Here is a 16,770-nt window from a genome sequence, read left to right as displayed (position 1 = left end):
CTCAGTTCTGCGCGGTCTTGACCCCATCCGCCAGCTTCACCGTTTCCTCCAGCGTGAAGCGCCCCAGCGGGTTCTGCAGGAAGTTCTGGATATTGCTGCGCGAGATGTTGATGTACGGGCTGTAATACAGGTCGATCCAGTTCACATCGTGCTTGGCCAGTTTCTGCAACTCCTGGTACATCTGCCCGCGCTTGACCGGGTCGGTCTCGATCCGCGCCGCAGCCACCAGTTGCTTGACCTCGTCGTTCTGGTAGCGGGTCATGTAGTTCTGGTTGGCGTCATGGCCGAGGACGAAGGTGGTCTTCTGGTCCGGGTCGAGCACGTCGTTGGTCCAGTACATCACCGACAGGTCGTAGTCGCCGTCCACCAGCATCTGCCAGCTCTGGGTCGGGTCGACCTTCTGCAGGTTGGCGGTGATGCCGACGTCCGCCAGCTGCTTCTGCACCAGCACGGCGGTCTGTTCGTCGGCTTCGTTGCCGGCGTTGACTACATAGTTGACCTTGAGCCCTTCGGCACCGGCCTTCTTCAGCAGCTCGCGAGCCTTGGCCGGGTCATACGGGCGTTGCAGGTTGTCGGCGTTGTGGTACAGCGCGCCCTTGGGAATGTACGAGTAGGCGACTTCGCCATGGCCGAAGGTGACGGTGCTGACCAGGGCCTTCTTGTCGATCGCCAGGTCGATGGCCTCGCGCACTTCCTGTTTGCCCAGCAGGCCCTTGGAGTGGTTGATCAGCAGATGGTCTTCGCGGGTCGACGGGTCGATATGGATGGTGACCTGCTTGTCCTTCTGCAACTCGTCCACCTGGGTGAACGGCACGAAGATCGCCGAGTCCAGCTCGCCGGCCTGGACCTTCATCATGCGCGTGCGGTCATCCGGGATGGAGATCCACTCGACGCCATCCAGGCTGACCTTGTCGGCCTGCCAGAACGCCGGGTTTTTCTCCAGGATCACGCGGTCGCCACGCAGCCATTCCTTGACCTTGAAGGCCCCGGACACCACCGGGTTCTGCGCATATTCTTCCTCGCCGAGTTTTTCCATCGCCTGCTTCGACAGGATCGAGATATTGGCGGTGCCGAGCAGGGCTAGGAACGGCACCGACTTGCTGTGCAGGGTCACGACCAGGGTGTGGGCGTCGGCCGCCTTGGCGGTGTCGATGATCTTGTAGGAGTCGGCCCACAGCGAACCGGGGTTGTCGCGGATGCGCAGCAGCGAGAAGGCGGCATCCTCGGCGGTGATCGGCGAGCCGTCGGAGAACTTGGCATTGCGCATCTTGAAGGTGTAGGTCAGGCCGTCGTCGGACACCTTCCAGCTTTCCGCCAGGCCCGGGACCAACTGGGTGCCGCTGTTGTCGACGCGGACCAGCACGTCGTAGACGTTGGCGAAGACCCAGCTGTCGCGGTTCTGGGCACTCTTGATCGGGTCGAAGGTGGTGGTTTCCTCACGGCAGCCGATGGTCAGTACCCCGGCGGCGTGGGCGATGCCGCTGGTCAGGGCGCTGGCGGCCAGCAGGGCGGCGGTGAGTAACTTCAATGCTCCGGGTTTCATGCTCAAGCTCCATTTGATGAATTGTCGTTATGTCAGAACAACGGCTCCGTATGGACGCAGGCGTATTGCCGTGCGCCCAGGGAATGAGTCGGTGGTGCGCTGTCCCGGCAAGCCGGCAGCGCATGGCGGCAACGGGGGTGAAAGGCGCAGCCGGCCGGCAGGTGCAGCGGGCTCGGTGGCTCGCCCGGCAGCGGCTGCTCGGGCAGGCGGCGGGCCGGGTCGATATCGGCGATGGACTGGATCAGTGCGGCGGTGTAGGGATGGCGCGGCGAATCGAAGACCTCCTGCACGGGGCCTTCCTCGACGATCCGCCCGAGGTACATCACCGCCACCCGGTCGCACAGGCGGCGCACCACGGTCAGGTCGTGGGTGATGAACAGCAGGGCGAGGTTCATGCGCTCGCGCAGTTCCAGCAGCAGGTTGATGATCTGGCCCTGGATCGACACGTCGAGGGCGGCGACGCATTCGTCGGCGATGATCAGCCGCGGTTCCACGGCCAGGGCGCGGGCGATGCCGACCCGCTGGCACTGGCCGCCACTCAGGGAGCGCGGCTTGCGCTCGGCCAGTTCCGGGCGCAGGCCGACCAGGGTCAGCAACTCGGCGACCCGCGCCGGCACCTGTGCCTCGGGCACCTTGCGCTGCACCCGCAGCACCTCGGCGATGATGTCGCCGATGCGCTGGCGCGGGTTCAGTGCGGTGTACGGGTCCTGGAAGATCATCGCGGTCTCGTGGCGCAGGCGGGCGATATCGGCCTGGCTGCCCTGGGCCATGTCGATGCCGTCGAAGAGGATCTGCCCGCCGGCCACCGGGTTCAGGTGCAGGATGGCCCGGGCCAGGGTGCTCTTGCCGCAGCCGGATTCGCCCACCAGGCCGAGGGTTTCCCCGGCGGCCAGTTGCAGCGAAGCGCCATTCACCGCGCTGACCTTGCGCGAACGCAGGCTGAACAGGCCGCTGCCGGCGGCGGGGAATTGCACCTGCAGGTCCTTGACCTGCAACAGCGTGGTCATGAGGTGACTCCGGCCAGCAGCGGCGTATGGCAGGCCAGGCGATGGCCGGGTGAGGTTTCCCGCAGTTCCGGCAGGTGCTCGCGGCACAGCGCCGAGGCCTGGGTGCAGCGCGGGCCGAAGCGGCAACCGGCGGGCATGTCGCCGAGCAGCGGAGGCTGTCCGCCGATGGTGTTCATCAGGCGCTGGCCACTATCGGCCGCCGGGTGGCAGGCGAGCAGGCCGGCGCTGTAGGGGTGCTGCGGGCGCGACAGGATCCCGGTCTTGCTGCCGTGTTCGCACAGGCGACCGGCGTACATTACCGCGATGCTGTCGCAGGTCTGGGCGACCACGCCGAGGTCGTGGCTGATCAGGATCATCGACAGCCCGCGACGGTCGCGCAGGTCCAGAAGCAGGCGGAGGATCTGTGCCTGCACCGTGACGTCCAGCGCGGTGGTCGGCTCATCGGCGATCAGCACTTTCGGGTTGCAGCCCAGGGCCACGGCGATCATCGCCCGCTGGCGCATGCCGCCGGAGAATTCGTGAGGGTAGTTGTCCACCCGGGACTGCGGGTCGGGAATGCCGACCTGGCGCAGCACCTCGATGGCTTCGGCCCGCGCTTCCCGGCGCGAGGCGCCCTGGTGCAGGCGGATGCCCTCGGCGATCTGCTCGCCGATGCGCATCAGCGGGTCGAGGTGGCTGCTGGGGTTCTGGAAGATCATGCCCAACTGGCGGCCACGCATGCGGCGCATGCCGGCATCGTCCAGCGTCAGCAGGTCGGTGCCGCCCAGGCGCACCGCGGTGCCTTCGAGGCGCAGTTTCGGCGAGGGCAACAGGCGCATCAGGGCGCGGCAGGCCATGGTCTTGCCCGAGCCGGATTCACCGACCAAACCGAGGATCTCGCCTTCGCCAAGGCTGAACGACAGGCGATCGACCACGGCGATATCGCGCTGCTCTATGCGGGCGATCACGCTGAGGTCCTCGACCTGCAACAGCGGCGTGTTCATGAACGGTCTCCCAGGCGTTCGGCGACACCGTCGGCAAGCAGGCTGAAGCCCATCGCCAGGGTCACCACGGCGAGGCCCGGGAAGGTGCAGATCCACCAGGCGCTGGTAATGAAGCTCTGGCCTTCTGCAACCATCGTGCCCCACTCGGCGGTGGGCGGCTGTACCCCGAGGCCCAGGTAGCTCACCGCCGCGCCGTTGAGCAGCACCAGCACGGCGTCGGACATGCAGAACACCACCGAACTGAACAGCGCATTGGGCATCAGGTGCCCGAAAAGGATGCGCCGGTGGCTGAAACCGAGGCTCTTGGCGGCCAGGGCGAAGTCGCTTTCCTTGAGGATGAGGATCTGCGAGCGGATCAGCCGCGCATAGGAGACCCAGCCGACCAGGGCCATGGCGATATAGAAACTGCCCAGTCCCGGGCCGAGGATGGCCATGATCGCCAGCATCAGGACCAGGAAGGGGAAGGCCAGGACGATATCGATCAGGCGCATGCACACCGCGTCCAGGCGCCCGCCGATATAGCCGGAGATCGCGCCGATGCAGGTGCCGAGGAGGAACGGGAAAATCACCCCGATCAGCGCCATCTGCAGGTCGATGCGTGCGCCCCAGATCACCCGGGAGAGGATGTCGCGGCCGAAGTTGTCGGTGCCGAAGGGGTGCGCCAGGCTCGGTGCGGCCAGGCGCAGGTCGCCGTTCTGCAGCAGCGGGTCATAGGGCGCGACCCATGGGGCGAGGAGGGCGAGCAGGCCCCAGCCGAGGACGATGGCCAGGCCGACATACAGGGTCAGGCGGCCATCACCCAGGTTCCAGCGCAGGCGCCAGCGGGTCGGGACAGCGACGGCGGGGCTGCTCATTGGATCTTCACTCGCGGGTCGATGGCCGTGGTGACGATATCGGCGATGAAATTCACCGCCACCGTGGCGCAGGCCAGGACCATGGCCACGCCCTGCACCACCATGTAGTCGCGGGTGAAGATCCCGCGGACCAGCAACTGGCCGATGCCGGGCAGGGAGAACAGGCTCTCGATGACCACGGTGCCGCTGATCAGCCAGCCGATGTTCACGGCCAGCAGGTTGACCGTCGGCACCATCGAGTTGGGCAGCACATGGCGGCGGAACACCGCGTTTTCCGAGAGGCCGCGGGCGCGGGCGGCGGTGACCTGGTCGGACTGCATCTCCACCAGCATGCTCGCCCGCAGGTTGCGCACCAGCACCGCCGACAGCGCCAGGGCGATGGTCAGGCAGGGCAGCACCAGATGGTGCAGCTTGTCCGGCCATTCGCGGCCGTAGCCGGACACCGGGAACAGGCCCCAGTGCACGCTGAACAGCAGGATCAGCATCAGCCCCAGCCAGAACGCCGGCAGGCCGAGGCCGGCGGTGGTGAAGAGGCGGATCAGGTTATCGGCCCAGCCGCCCTTGCGGCGTGCGGCTATCGTCGCCAGCGGCACGGCGATCAGCAGGGCCAGGAGCACGCTGCCGAACACCAGCATCAGGGTCGGTTCGATCCGCGTGGCGATCAGTTTCAGCGTATCGACCCGGTACAGCAGGGACTGGCCGAGATCGCCGTTGAGCAGGTTCTTCAGGAAATACAGGTACTGCACCCAGATCGGCTCGTCGAGGCCGAACTGGGCGCGGATCTTCTGGATCGCATCCGGCGTGCTGCGCGCGCCCAGCAGCACCCGCGCCGGGTCGCCGGGGATCGAGCGCACCAGCACGAAGGTGATGAGGCTGATGCCCAGCAATACCGGCAGCAATTGCAGCGGGCGGGTGAGGACGAAGCGGTAGCGCGCCAGGTTCATCGGTCAGCCCCGGTGACGCTGGAGAAAGTCCAGCAGCACCGCGGAGTAGGCCTCGGGCTCCTCGTAGAACGGCATATGGCTGCTGTTGGGGAAGACGTGCAACTCGGCGTCCGTCAGGGCCAGTTTCATGCGCATGGCGCAGGCCGGGGTGAGTTCGTCGTGCTGGCCGGTGGTGATCAGCACCGGCATGCGGAAGTCGCCCATTTCCTTGAGGCGGTTCCAGTCCTTGAGGTTGCCGATGTAGAGGAACTCGTTGGGCCCCTGCATGGCGGTATACGGCCCCATGTTCCAGTCGCCGAGGGAACGCTGCACCGGCGCCGGCCATTCGTCGAGGCGGCACACATGGCGGTAGTTGAGCAGGGTGATCGCGGCCTGGTATTGCGGGTGGTCGAGCTGCCCCATGGCTTCGAAGCGCTGCATCATCGCCACGGTCTCGCTGCCGAGGGCGCCGCGCAGGCGTTCCAGCTCGCTGGACAGGTGCGGGATGTCGCCGACGGTGTTTTCCAGGATCAGGCTCTTGAGCGCCTCGGGATGATGGACGGCGTATTCGATCGCCAGCCAGCCACCCCAGGAATGGCCGAGCAGGTGGACCTGGCCGAGGTCGAGGGCCTGGCGCACGCTTTCCACTTCGGCGACGTAGCGGGTGATGTTCCACAGTGTCGGGTCATCGGGGCGGGCGGACTTGCCGGTACCCAGCTGGTCGAAGGTGACCACGCGCAAACCCTTGTCCTTGAGCCACGAATGGGCTTCGCGCAGGTAGTCGCAGGGCAGCCCTGGGCCGCCGTTGAGGAGCAGCAGCACCTCGTCGCCTTCGCCGTAGCTGTACACCACGAGATCGTGGCCATCGACCGTCACGCCGAACTGCTGGTCAGGTTGCATCTCACGCCACATCGCTACTCTCCTGGTTGGCAATGGCTGGAGCTATACCCTGCGCAGGAGACGACGGCGCCCACAAGCTAGTATTTCCTATAGGTTTGTGGTGGCAGTCCCGCGCCAGGCCGTGGCATTCTACTTGCCGGACTTCAAGATGGAAATCCAACAGGGGTATACGCGCAGGAGTGCAAGGAATGCAGGCCAAACTCGCTGATCTCGATCATCGTCTGTTGTCTGGCAGGAGCCTGGACGAGCAGATGGACAGCGTCGCCGACGTCGCGGCGGACCTGGGCTTCGAAGCCCTGGTGTACGACTACAGCCCCGTCCCGCTCGACCATGTCGGCGAGCTCATCACCCCGGCGATCCTGCGGGTGCGCAACACCCCCGAAGACTGGAAAGACCTGTGGTGCGCCGAAGGCTACTACCAGATCGACCCGGTGCAGCATCTCGCGGTGACCTCCATTTCCCCGTTCGTCTGGTCCTACCAGCCCAAGGGCGACACCATCCTCCAGCGCTTCATCGACAGCCGCCATGCGCCGGTGGTTGGTTACCTGCAGGATGCCCAACTGGCGTGCGGTGTGACCGTCCCGATCCATCTGCCGCGCGGCGGTTTCGCCACCCTTACCGGCTTGCGCCCGCAGGCCAGCAGGAGCGACCTCGAGGACGCCCGCGAGCACCTCGCCGACTTCAGCCTGATCGCCCATGCCCTGCAGGAAGCCGCCTATCCGCTGCTCGACAAGGAATGTTCGCCCAAGGTCATCCGCCTCACCCGACGCGAGCGCGAATGCCTGTGCTGGGCGGCCGAGGGCCTCACCGCTGCGCAGATCGCCGAACAACTGAACCGCTCCCTGGCGACCATTTCCCTGCACCTGACCTCGGCCATGCACAAGCTGGGTGCGAAAAATCGCGTGCAAGCGGTAGCCCGTGCCGTGCATTACCGGCTTTTGGACGACTGATACCGGACATTTCGCGAAAACCTAGAGAATTCTCTAGTTATGCCTGAACGCCGGGGCGGCTATGGTGTGTCCTACGATTCGCACGGAGCCGGATGAAATGGAACTCATCAAATCGCGTGAAGGCTTTGCCCCTTTCGGTAGTCATCAAACCTGGTACCGCATCACCGGAGACCTGGAGTGCGGGCGCACCCCGCTGGTCATCCTGCATGGCGGCCCGGGTTGTACCCATGACTACGTCGATGCCTACAAGGACGTTGCGGCCGGTGGCTATCCGGTCATCCACTATGACCAGTTGGGCAATGGGCGCTCGACCCATTTGCCGGACATGCCGCCGTCGTTCTGGACGGTGAACCTGTTCCTCGAAGAGCTGGACAACCTGCTCGACCATCTGGGCATCCGCGAGCGCTACGCGCTGCTGGGCCAGTCCTGGGGTGGCATGCTCGCCAGCGAGCATGCGGTGCGGCGTCCGGCCGGGCTGCGTTGCCTGGTGATCGCCAACTCGCCGGCGGACATGCGCACCTGGGTCAAGGAAGCCAACCGCCTGCGCGAGGAACTGCCGCAGGAGGTGCAGGACACCCTGCTGCGTCATGAAGCAGCGGGCGATTTCACCGCTGCCGACTATATCGCCGCGACCCGGGTCTTCTACGACCGTCACGTCTGCCGTCTCAACCCGTGGCCGGACGAAGTGGCGCGGACCTTCGCCCAGGTCGATGCCGACCCGACCGTGTACCACGCCATGACCGGGCCGAATGAATTCCATGTGATCGGCAACACCAAGGACTGGACCATCGTCGACCGCCTGCCGCGGATCAATGTGCCAAGCCTGTTGATTTCCGGGCGTTATGACGAGGCCACGCCGCTGGTGGTCAAGCCGTACCTGGACCTGATCCCGGGGATTCGCTGGGCGCTGTTCGAGAACTCCAGCCATATGCCGCATGTTGAAGAGCGGGTGGCGTGCATGGGGACGGTAGTCACCTTCCTTGATCAGAACCTTTGATTTTTGCTTTTCGCTAATACAAGGTTTCCCTTCTGCAGGCTTGTCGTGGTGTCGAACCCGGCAGGCCCTTTTTTTGTGGTTCAGTCGTATAGCCACGGTTTCAGTTGGGCCAGGTTCTTCACCACGATCTGCTGTGCTTCCGGCTTGGGGTTGTGGTTCTTGTAGTCGACCAGATAGCGCTGCAGCACGTACTTGGCCAAGGCCGGTCGGCTGGAAATTTCCAGGCGGCCGTCGACCATGCCGTAATCGGCTTCGATGATGGCCTTTTGTGCGACATCCAGGCGCTCGTCGGGCTGCAGGATGATCGGTACCTCGGTGTTCCAGCCATCGTCCAGGTCGATGCCTTTTTCAGTCTTGTCGAGCAATTCAGGCTCTCCGCGAAAACGGCTGAGCACGAAGTCGCGGAATTCGCGGTTCTTTTCGCAATAGGCTCGCACGTGCCAGCGCATGCCGGTGTTCACCAGGGTATGCGGGGCGATCAGGCGGGTTTCTGGTTCCGGGGTACTCAGAGAGACGTACTCGGTCTCCAGGCGCAGTCCTTCGCGACAGGCCTTGAGCAAGGGCCGCAGGATCTGCGGCCGGATTGAGCGGTCCGGCACATCCAGGACGCGGGTGTGGGCATAGGCGAGCTTCAGGCCCTCCAAGTGCTCGGCCCGTTCGTTGTTCTGGAACAGCAGGTGCAGGTAGGCGCTGGCGCTGTCTTCGATGAAACGCGGGGTGAAGCCTTCGGCAGGTACATAACCTTTGACCTTCTTGTCATAGGTCAGGTTTTCAGGGGCATGGTTGGTCATGTAGCCGTTTATGTCCTTGGAAGCCTGCTGACGGCTGATGCCGAAACTTTGCATCAGGTGCCCAGTGGTCAAACGCCCTTCCCACCATGCGACGGTTTCAATCAGGCGATAGCGTTGGGCGAGGTCCCAGCGGACGCCAGAGGCGAGTAGGGAACGTTTCATGTGGCTTCCTTGTGAGCGAAAACTTTACGTGTATGTATCCACAATATGGACCTGTCATCAAAGGCTACATATTGTTTGCTGGCATTTTAATGTCGTTGCTGGCAGCGGCGAATGATCAGGCTCGCGGGGTTGGACAGCGTTTCTGGCTATGTGCCAGTATTTTATGCCTGCCGACCTGTCAGCGCTGACTCACCTATTTCAAGCCGGCTGTCACGAGCCGCCGCTACAAAACGGAATATCGGGAGGCGAGGATCGCCTCCACCAAGGAGATCCAATGCACGAACGCAATATCGAACTGCTGCGCGAAGAAGCCAGCCGCCTGCTACAAGTGGAAATCGACCTCCTGCAGCGTATGAAGGATGCGCAGGGTGTAGTGGTCGACGAGCAGGCCAACGAGCAGCAGACCTTTTCCTCGGTCAGCATCGACAAAGACCTGAAAATGCTCAACGGCGAACTGAGTAAGCTCGAGCGTCTTGAAATGGTTCTGGCAGTGGTCGGCACGATGAAGGCCGGCAAGTCCACCACTATCAACGCAATCGTCGGCACCGAAGTTCTGCCTAACCGCAATCGACCGATGACGGCACTGCCAACGCGTATTCGTCACACCCTCGGAAAACAAGAGCCGGAACTGGTCCTGGAGAACAACGGGCCGGTCAATCAGTTAGTGGGCAAGATCGCGCGTGCACTGTCCAAAGCAGAAGGCAAGCAATACATGGGGCGTGGGACCCATGACAAAGACATGAAGGCGTTGCTGGCCTTCATCCAGGGGGGGGAAACCTTCGAGCAAAGCTACAAGGGACCGGAAGAGATCTTCTGGTTCCTGAAAAGCCTCAACGATCTGGTGCGGCTGTCTCAGGACCTGGATCTCGATTTTCCGTTCGACAGCTATGCCAGCATTGATGATGTGCCCGTCATCGAGGTCGAGTTCGCCCATCTGGCGCACCTGCCGGAAAGCGTGGGCAGCCTGACGTTGCTCGATACCCCCGGGCCGAACGAGGCCGGTCAGTTCCATCTTCGGCCGATGTTGCAGGAGCAACTGCGCAACGCCTCCGCAGTGTTGGCGGTGCTCGATTTCACCCAGCTCAAGTCCGACGCCGATCATCAGGTTCGTCAAGAGCTGGAACAGATCGCCGACGTGGCCGAGGGGCGAATGTTCGCGCTGGTCAACAAGTTCGACGAGAAAGATCGCAACAGCGATGGCGAAGATGCAACCCGCAGGCTCGTCGCCGACTCGTTGCTCGGCGGCCGCCTGGATATTTCGCAGGTCTATCCGGTGTCCTCGAAGCTCGGTGACCTGGCCAACCGTGCGCAACGTGAGCTGGCGAGCAAGGGGTGTCTGCCACAGGTGACGGGGGAAGAGAATGCCTGGGTCGAAGACTTCGGCAAAGCCGCCTTGGGCACTGTGTGGAAAATGACCATCACCAATGCTGAAGTGGTGCGCCACGCCGCCGATGCGCTGTGGGAGGCCTCACTGTTCGCCAAACCGCTGAACAACGTGATCCACAAGGCGCACAGCCAGGCCGCGACCCTGGCCATTGCCTCTGCCGCCGCCAAGCTGGTGGACATCTCCAACCGTCTGAACAACTTCCTCGATGTGCGTGAGGTCGCACTGGGAAAGAGCGCAAGCGAGCTGGTGGCGCAAATCGACTCGCTGCGCAGTGATATTGCGCGGATTGGCGAGCTGGAGCGGCAGACCCAGACGGATACGAAAAAGGCTTTAGGCAGTATCAACAAGCAGATGAAAGAGGCATTTGCTGCGATCCGAAGCGAAATCAATCAGGAAATTGCCGATGGTTTCAAATCGGGTAAGGAGAAGGAAAAACAGGAGATTCTCGAAGAGTCCAAGTCGTTATCAAAAGAGACATCTCCTTTCCGGATGTTTTCCCATTTTTTCGCGGCAATGGCGTCGGCGGACGGCCCGGGGGGAAGCAGAAAAAGCGGCTCAAGCAAGCCTTACGGTCGCGAGTTCGACCCAAATGAAAAAATTATTACCCTCAGGTCGCGAGAGGCAGCGGAAAAGGTCATCAACGGAATCGAGACGGGTGTACAGGGCATCATCGATTACAAGGAAAAAGACCTGATCAAGACGTCCGATCTCATCCTCAAAGGGTTTCACGATCTCTTCGAGCGAGATATCACCCGGCAAGCCAGCACCATCATTGGCGAGCTCAACCAGCGCTTGAATGGTAATGGATTCTCCATCGATGTCCGTCTACCCAGCACTCAGGCGTTGTCGTTGGGCAAAGGAAAGGGCGACTGGCTACAAGGCGTAATTGAAAGCAAACAGCGTACGGTGACCAAGCGGCGCCGCTCCTCCAGTGTGTGGGGCAAGCTCTGTGGGCTGTTCAACACGGATGACTGGGGATGGGAGTCTTACTCCTCGACCGTTGATGATTTCGTGGTGGATATCAGCAAGGTCAAGGCGTCGATCGACAAAACCGTTACAGTCCTGTTCGACAGCCTGGCCGCAGACATGGTCACGCACATCGAGACCCCGCTTCAGGAAGGTGTGGCGCACTTCTTCGACGAACTCAAGCTGGCTGTAGAGTCCTTGCGTAGTGACCTTGCCCAGAGTATCCGTGACAAAGAGGCCAGTCAGGACCAGCAGAAAGCGCTGGCCGAGCGCCTGGCCGGATTCAAGCTGCTGGTTCCTGGTCTGCGCCAGGACAGCGAGGCCCTCAAGCGAGACGTGCAACCTGAAGCAGGCGGGGTGCCGGCATGAGTGAAGTGACGAGCACTGCGGCGGTCGCCGAGGTATGCCAGGTCCTGACCTGCCTGCCGGAGAAGTTCGTGGTGGACTTTGCCAATGGCATCGATGTCGCTCGTGAGCGTCAGCGGCATATGGCTGGTCGCAGCGGTTTCTTCGCGCGGCTTTATGACGGTTTTACCGGACAGGGAGACCAGCATCAGGCCGAAATCAATGCCAGCCTCACCGATAGTGTGGAGGGCGCGCTCACCTGGCTGAAGGACTTGAGCGAGTCCCTCGCACGCAGCAACCACGCCATCGCCCAGGTTCACGCCCAGGTCAATGGCTTGAAACTCGATCTGGCGCGCGTGGTGGATTATTCGATCGAAACCCGGCGTACTCTGAACCTGCTGTCCGAGCGGCTCGATGAGCGCTGTGATCTGCTGAGCCGGGAGGTTGCCCGCATTGATTGCCTGCAGCAGGCGCACTTGCACCTTGACGCCGTGTTCGGCAAATGGGGAGCAGGTCGTTTCAATGGCTTGAGTCTTTCCGGGCGTTGTTATGCCGCACTCGAGGAATTGCGCTGGGGTGCGTTCGGCGACTGGTGCCGGGCTGCGGGTGGAGCAGAGCGTCAGCGACAACTGGAGGGCCTGGCCAATCGCGCAATTATTCAGATGAGTCGCGATGCATCGCTTGCCCATGGTGAACGCGTCGCCACCCGTGAGCGTTGGCTGGCTCGTCCGGCGGCGAACGTCTTCTGGTCAGACGGGGAGGACGCAGTGCGTTACCTCGGGGACTGGGCAGACTCACAAACAACGCCGTTTTCCTATGCCGTTTCCCAAATGCCGGAAGAGCTGCCTTTGCACGTCCCGCGACTCGGTTCGGCCCAGCGCATGACGGAGGGAATGATCAGTGAAGTGTTTTTGGAGACGTCGGTATGAGTGACACCATGAAGGTTGGGCTCGTCCTCTCCGGTGGCGGCGCCAAGGGTGCCTACCAGGTGGGCGTGCTCAAGGCGTTGCGTGAACTGGGCACCCGGATCGACGCGGTGTCCGGGGCCAGTATCGGCGCCCTGAACGGCGGCATCCTCGCTTCGGCGCCTTCGCTGGATATTGCTATCGAACGCTTGGAAACGTTATGGGGCCGCTTGGCAAGCCGTTCGCCCCTCAAGATGAATTTGCCTGGTTATCTGGTCCTGCTCGCTGCTGCCGGGCTGCGGGTACAGGGTGCGGGGATCGCACTGGGTGCTGTGCACGCCGTACAGACCATAGCCCGGCGTTTCGAATACGACCTGCCGGAATGGTTCGATAGCCTGGACGGTGGCGCGCTGGACGATCAGCCGCTGCGTGAGTTGATGGACGAATTCCTGGTTCCCGAGCACCTCGACAGTGGGTTGCCGCTGTATGTATCGACCTACAAGAGCGGAGGTGGCCTGCAGGACATGTTATTGGCCATGGCGGCTGAGCTGGGCTTTTCAGACACGCCGGATTCCGAGTTCGTACATATCCAGTCGCGTCCTCATGCCGAGCGCAAGAATCTGCTGCTGTCGTCGGCGGCGATCCCGCTGTTGTTTGCCCCGCGCAGGATCCGCACGGAGCGCTTCACCGACGGCGGTCAGGGCGGCTGGCAGACCATGCAGGGCAATACGCCCATCACGCCGTTGCTGGAGGCGGGGTGTAATCTGGTGATCGTTACTCACCTCAGTGATGGGTCGTTGTGGAGTCGGCAACGCTTCCCTAACGCCACCCTTCTCGAAATTCGCCCTGGGCAAAGCCTGGCCCGGGCCTCGGGGCCGTTTGGTGGCGTCCAGGACCTGCTCGGGTTCGATGCCGAAAAGATCCCATCCTGGATCGAACAGGGCTATCGCGACACGATGCATTGTGTGGGGCGAGTCATGGAGGCCCAGAAAAGTCGCCACGCTTTGCGCGCCTCCGAGCGGGTATTGGCCGACGTACAAGCGGAGTCGGCGCACGCAGACAGCGTTCTGGCGGATGCAATGTCACGCCTGAAGTAACAGACGGCTCGAGGTCGGGCATACCGGCCTCGAGCGCTCGAAGACAGGTTGCGCGTCAGACCTTTCCCATCCAATTGAGGGTCTTTTCCTGCATGCAGCACTGAGCCCGTGACGGTATCATCCCCCCTTTTTCCACGCCCGCCCGTGCGGGCGTCTTACATTTCTGGAGTACAACGCGGTGATCACCGGCGAGCTAAAAAGCAAAATCGACGCGGTCTGGAACGCCTGCTGGTCGGGTGGCATTTCCAACCCGATGGAGGTCATGGAGCAACTGACCTACCTGCTGTTCCTGCGCCGTCTCGACGAACTGCACACGCTGGAAGAGAACAAGGCCAACCGGCTCAAGCGTGACATGGAGCGGCGCATCTTCCCTTACGGACTCGACCCGCGCGGTTGCAACTACGACGAGTACCGCTGGTCACGCTTCAAGAATCTTGAAGCCTCGGAAATGTTCGAGGTGGTTGGCGAGCACGTATTCCCGTTCCTCAAGACCCTTGGCGATGATGGCTCCACCTACAGCCATCACATGCGGGACGCGCGTTTCACCATTCCCACGCCAGCGCTGCTGGCCAGGGTCGTCGACCTGCTCGATGGCATCCCGATGCAGGACCGTGACACCAAGGGCGACATCTACGAGTACATGCTCGGCAAGATCGCCGCAGCCGGGCAGAACGGCCAGTTCCGCACTCCGCGGCATATCATCCAGTTGATGGTCGCCCTCACCGCGCCCAAGCCCAACGACGTGATCTGCGACCCGGCCAGCGGTACTTGCGGGTTCCTGGTGGCTGCGGGTGAGTACCTGCGGGATCACCATCCCGAGCTGCTGCTCGACCCGGCGCTGCGCGAGCACTTCCACCACGGCATGTTCCATGGTTTCGACTTCGACAACACCATGCTGCGCATCGGCAGCATGAACATGCTGCTGCACGGCGTGGAAAACCCGGATATCCGCTACCGCGATTCGCTGGCCGAAAGCGCCGCCGGCGAAGCCGAGCGCTACAGCCTGATCCTCGCTAACCCGCCGTTCGCTGGCAGCCTGGACTATGAAAGTACCGCCAAGGACCTGCAACGGATCGTCAAGACCAAAAAGACCGAGTTGCTGTTCCTCGCGTTGTTCCTGCGGCTGCTCAAGCCGGGTGGCCGGGCGGCGGTGATCGTGCCGGATGGGGTGGTGTTCGGGTCGAGCAAGGCGCACAAGGAATTGCGTCGGATGCTGGTGGAGGACCACAAGCTGGAGGGCGTGGTGAAACTGCCGAGTGGGGTGTTCAAGCCTTACGCGGGGGTGGCGACTTCGATTCTGCTGTTTACCAAGACCAACTCTGGTGGTACCGATCACGTCTGGTTCTATGACGTGCGGGCTGATGGGATGAGTTTGGATGATAAACGCAATCCATTGCTTGATGAAAGTAAGCTGGGGGTTGCGCCTAAGACTATCCTGGCAGTTGAAGACGTCGCAAAAAATAATTTACCTGACGTACTTGCTCGTTGGCAGAAGCGTAACGGTGATGAGCTTAATCTTCCCCGGACTGGCCAGAGCTTTTGCGTTCCTGTAGCGGAAATCGCTTCGAGCAACTATGACTTGAGCTTGAATAGGTATAGGGAGATTTTGCGGGATGATGCCGAACATCGTGCTCCGTTGGATATTCTTTCTTCGATTGAAGATATAGAGTCTCAGATATCCAAGGGGCTGGCTGAGATTAGAGGCATGTTGAAATGACGAGCGTGTCTTTTGAACGTCTGGGGGATGTTGCAAATTTCATTCGCGGTATTACCTTCACATCAGAAGATGTTGTGCCTTTAAATACACCGGGCTCAGTATTGTGTTTGCGTACGAAGAATATTCAGAAAAGCTTGGATCTGAACGATGTATGGGCAGTGGACGAGGCATTTGTCAAACGCCCTGACCAGCTATTGAACGAAGGCGACATACTTGTCTCAAGCGCTAATAGCTGGAATTTGGTGGGTAAATGCGTATGGATCCCTGCTCTTTCTCAGAGGTCGAGCTTTGGCGGATTCGTTACAGCACTTAGGCCGCTGCCTGGGAAAATTCTGCCGCGTTATCTGTACTGGTGGTTTTCCTCTGAAGCGGTCCAGTCCCTACTGAAAAGTTATGGGAATAAAACTACCAGTATTTCAAATCTCAATCTTGAAAGATGCTTGGAGCTGCGCGTTCCTGTTTTGCCTGAAAGTGAACAGGTAAAAGTCGCTGGGATCTTTGATAGGCTTGAATCGATTGGTATGAAGAGGGCTGCGGTCATTGAGTACCACGATGCTCTCATGCAGTCAGAATTTATAGATAGATTTGGGCGCCCAGAAGATGAACGCTGGAAAATTTGCAGGGTTGATGAGGCCGGTTTAGTACAGCTTGGTCGCCAGAGGGCGCCCAAGTATCAGACAGGAAAGTTTTCTAAGCCTTACTTGCGCGTGGCCAATGTTTTTGAGGATGAAATTGACCTCTCAGACGTCTTTTCCATGGATTTTGATGAGCGTGACTACTCAAAATATGTTTTGAAATACGGTGACATACTTCTGAACGAGGGGCAGAGTACTGAACTGGTAGGGCGTCCTGCAATGTGGCGGGATGAGCTCCCTGACACATGCTATCAAAATACACTTGTGCGTTTTCAGGCAAATCCGGAGTTGGTTTTGCCTGAGTACGCATTAGCAGTATTTCTCTATTACTACCGTACGGGCGAGTTCTCGAAAATAAGTTCTAAGACATCCAGTGTTGCACACTTGGGCGCAGCTCGCTTTTCAGAATTGCCGTTCCCGGTGCCCCCTATGGAGCTTCAAATTGAGTTCAGAAAGCGTATCGCAGCGATAAAGGCTCTAAGGAATCTCCGAACAAGCCTTCAGTTATGCGAGAATCCCCGCAACACCTGATCCGAGCCGCCCATGAGCCAGATGAGCTTTTCCGACTTTGAGTACGCCGGCAAGCGCAAGCAAACCCGCCGAGAGCG

General features: G+C 61.2%; 14 protein-coding genes. 7 read left to right on the top strand and 7 right to left on the bottom strand.

All coding sequences use genetic code 11. From position 1 onward, the window contains the following. Nucleotide 1 precedes the first annotated feature (1 nt). From PSEMO_RS21800 to PSEMO_RS21775, 6 genes are read right to left on the bottom strand one after another with little or no spacing between them, the layout of a single operon-like run. Nucleotides 2–1,543 (bottom strand): ABC transporter substrate-binding protein, encoded by a 1,542-nt coding sequence (locus PSEMO_RS21800; protein ID WP_075805051.1) that lies wholly within the window; start codon nt 1,541–1,543, stop codon nt 2–4. Between the two features lie 32 nt (nt 1,544–1,575). Next, complete coding sequence (locus tag PSEMO_RS21795; RefSeq protein WP_075805050.1) at nt 1,576–2,550, bottom strand: ABC transporter ATP-binding protein; 975 nt, start codon at nt 2,548–2,550, stop codon at nt 1,576–1,578. Further along, nucleotides 2,547–3,533, bottom strand: coding sequence for an ABC transporter ATP-binding protein (locus PSEMO_RS21790; RefSeq protein ID WP_075805049.1), 987 nt, complete (start codon nt 3,531–3,533; stop codon nt 2,547–2,549). The genes PSEMO_RS21795 and PSEMO_RS21790 overlap by 4 nt, the downstream gene beginning before the upstream one ends. Further along, nucleotides 3,530–4,387, bottom strand: a complete 858-nt coding sequence (locus tag PSEMO_RS21785) for an ABC transporter permease (RefSeq protein WP_075805048.1) — start codon at nt 4,385–4,387, stop codon at nt 3,530–3,532. Before PSEMO_RS21785 ends, PSEMO_RS21790 begins: the two co-directional genes overlap by 4 nt. Next, nucleotides 4,384–5,331 (bottom strand): ABC transporter permease, encoded by a 948-nt coding sequence (locus PSEMO_RS21780; RefSeq protein WP_075805047.1) that lies wholly within the window; start codon nt 5,329–5,331, stop codon nt 4,384–4,386. The genes PSEMO_RS21785 and PSEMO_RS21780 overlap by 4 nt, the downstream gene beginning before the upstream one ends. A 3-nt stretch (nt 5,332–5,334) precedes the next feature. Further along, entirely contained in the window at nt 5,335–6,222 is an 888-nt protein-coding gene (locus tag PSEMO_RS21775; protein WP_075805046.1) for a proline iminopeptidase-family hydrolase, read from the bottom strand. A 176-nt stretch (nt 6,223–6,398) separates the two neighbouring features. Between PSEMO_RS21775 and PSEMO_RS21770 the strand changes: the two genes are divergently transcribed. Together PSEMO_RS21770 and PSEMO_RS21765 are read left to right on the top strand one after the other, a co-directional pair. Further along, nucleotides 6,399–7,160, top strand: a complete 762-nt coding sequence (locus PSEMO_RS21770; protein WP_075805045.1) for a LuxR family transcriptional regulator — start codon at nt 6,399–6,401, stop codon at nt 7,158–7,160. Between the two features lie 97 nt (nt 7,161–7,257). Then, nucleotides 7,258–8,157 (top strand): proline iminopeptidase-family hydrolase, encoded by a 900-nt coding sequence (locus PSEMO_RS21765; protein WP_075805044.1) that lies wholly within the window; start codon nt 7,258–7,260, stop codon nt 8,155–8,157. Nucleotides 8,158–8,237: 80 nt separating this feature from the next. Here the strand turns inward: PSEMO_RS21765 and PSEMO_RS21760 are convergent, their stop codons facing one another. Further along, the gene (locus PSEMO_RS21760; RefSeq protein ID WP_075805043.1) at nt 8,238–9,110 is read right to left on the bottom strand and encodes a helix-turn-helix transcriptional regulator; all 873 of its coding nucleotides are present in this window, start codon (nt 9,108–9,110) and stop codon (nt 8,238–8,240) included. A 274-nt stretch (nt 9,111–9,384) separates the two neighbouring features. On the opposite strand from PSEMO_RS21760, the gene PSEMO_RS21755 reads away from it, so the two are divergent. The 5 genes from PSEMO_RS21755 (at nt 9,385) to PSEMO_RS21735 (ending at nt 16,693) form a co-directional block, all read left to right on the top strand. Further along, nucleotides 9,385–11,832: a dynamin family protein gene (locus tag PSEMO_RS21755; RefSeq protein WP_075805042.1), complete on the top strand. Its 2,448-nt coding sequence runs from the start codon at nt 9,385–9,387 to the stop codon at nt 11,830–11,832. Continuing rightward, the gene (locus tag PSEMO_RS21750; RefSeq protein WP_075805041.1) at nt 11,829–12,737 is read left to right on the top strand and encodes a diguanylate cyclase regulator RdcB family protein; all 909 of its coding nucleotides are present in this window, start codon (nt 11,829–11,831) and stop codon (nt 12,735–12,737) included. The genes PSEMO_RS21755 and PSEMO_RS21750 overlap by 4 nt, the downstream gene beginning before the upstream one ends. Further along, nucleotides 12,734–13,810 carry a patatin-like phospholipase family protein gene (locus PSEMO_RS21745; RefSeq protein WP_075805040.1) on the top strand — a complete coding sequence of 359 codons (1,077 nt, stop codon included), beginning with the start codon at nt 12,734–12,736 and terminating at the stop codon, nt 13,808–13,810. Before PSEMO_RS21750 ends, PSEMO_RS21745 begins: the two co-directional genes overlap by 4 nt. Before the next feature lie 178 nt (nt 13,811–13,988). Next, nucleotides 13,989–15,527, top strand: a complete 1,539-nt coding sequence (locus PSEMO_RS21740) for a type I restriction-modification system subunit M (RefSeq protein WP_075805039.1) — start codon at nt 13,989–13,991, stop codon at nt 15,525–15,527. Continuing rightward, a complete protein-coding gene (locus PSEMO_RS21735) occupies nt 15,524–16,693 on the top strand; it encodes a restriction endonuclease subunit S (RefSeq protein ID WP_075805038.1) in 1,170 nt (389 codons plus the stop codon). Before PSEMO_RS21740 ends, PSEMO_RS21735 begins: the two co-directional genes overlap by 4 nt. The last annotated feature ends 77 nt before the right edge of the window (nt 16,694–16,770 follow it).

Origin of the sequence: Pseudomonas putida, from assembly GCF_001941965.1 — a bacterium.
Lineage (GTDB): Bacteria > Pseudomonadota > Gammaproteobacteria > Pseudomonadales > Pseudomonadaceae > Aquipseudomonas > Aquipseudomonas putida_L.
Note: the sequence above shows the minus strand (reverse complement) of the source record. Positions and strands in the feature narration are given on the sequence as shown.

Excerpts from the sequence above, each read along its gene's own strand:
- PSEMO_RS21750 (WP_075805041.1), top strand. The coding sequence starts at position 11,829 with ATGAGTGAAGTGACGAGCACTGCGGCGGTCGCCGAGGTATGCCAGGTC.
- PSEMO_RS21765 (WP_075805044.1), top strand. The coding sequence starts at position 7,258 with ATGGAACTCATCAAATCGCGTGAAGGCTTTGCCCCTTTCGGTAGTCAT.
- PSEMO_RS21780 (WP_075805047.1), bottom strand. The coding sequence starts at position 5,331 with ATGAACCTGGCGCGCTACCGCTTCGTCCTCACCCGCCCGCTGCAATTG.
- PSEMO_RS21775 (WP_075805046.1), bottom strand. The coding sequence starts at position 6,222 with ATGTGGCGTGAGATGCAACCTGACCAGCAGTTCGGCGTGACGGTCGAT.
- PSEMO_RS21745 (WP_075805040.1), top strand. The coding sequence starts at position 12,734 with ATGAGTGACACCATGAAGGTTGGGCTCGTCCTCTCCGGTGGCGGCGCC.
- PSEMO_RS21755 (WP_075805042.1), top strand. The coding sequence starts at position 9,385 with ATGCACGAACGCAATATCGAACTGCTGCGCGAAGAAGCCAGCCGCCTG.
- PSEMO_RS21790 (WP_075805049.1), bottom strand. The coding sequence starts at position 3,533 with ATGAACACGCCGCTGTTGCAGGTCGAGGACCTCAGCGTGATCGCCCGC.
- PSEMO_RS21760 (WP_075805043.1), bottom strand. The coding sequence starts at position 9,110 with ATGAAACGTTCCCTACTCGCCTCTGGCGTCCGCTGGGACCTCGCCCAA.
- PSEMO_RS21785 (WP_075805048.1), bottom strand. The coding sequence starts at position 4,387 with ATGAGCAGCCCCGCCGTCGCTGTCCCGACCCGCTGGCGCCTGCGCTGG.
- PSEMO_RS21735 (WP_075805038.1), top strand. The coding sequence starts at position 15,524 with ATGACGAGCGTGTCTTTTGAACGTCTGGGGGATGTTGCAAATTTCATT.
- PSEMO_RS21795 (WP_075805050.1), bottom strand. The coding sequence starts at position 2,550 with ATGACCACGCTGTTGCAGGTCAAGGACCTGCAGGTGCAATTCCCCGCC.
- PSEMO_RS21800 (WP_075805051.1), bottom strand. The coding sequence starts at position 1,543 with ATGAAACCCGGAGCATTGAAGTTACTCACCGCCGCCCTGCTGGCCGCC.
- PSEMO_RS21770 (WP_075805045.1), top strand. The coding sequence starts at position 6,399 with ATGCAGGCCAAACTCGCTGATCTCGATCATCGTCTGTTGTCTGGCAGG.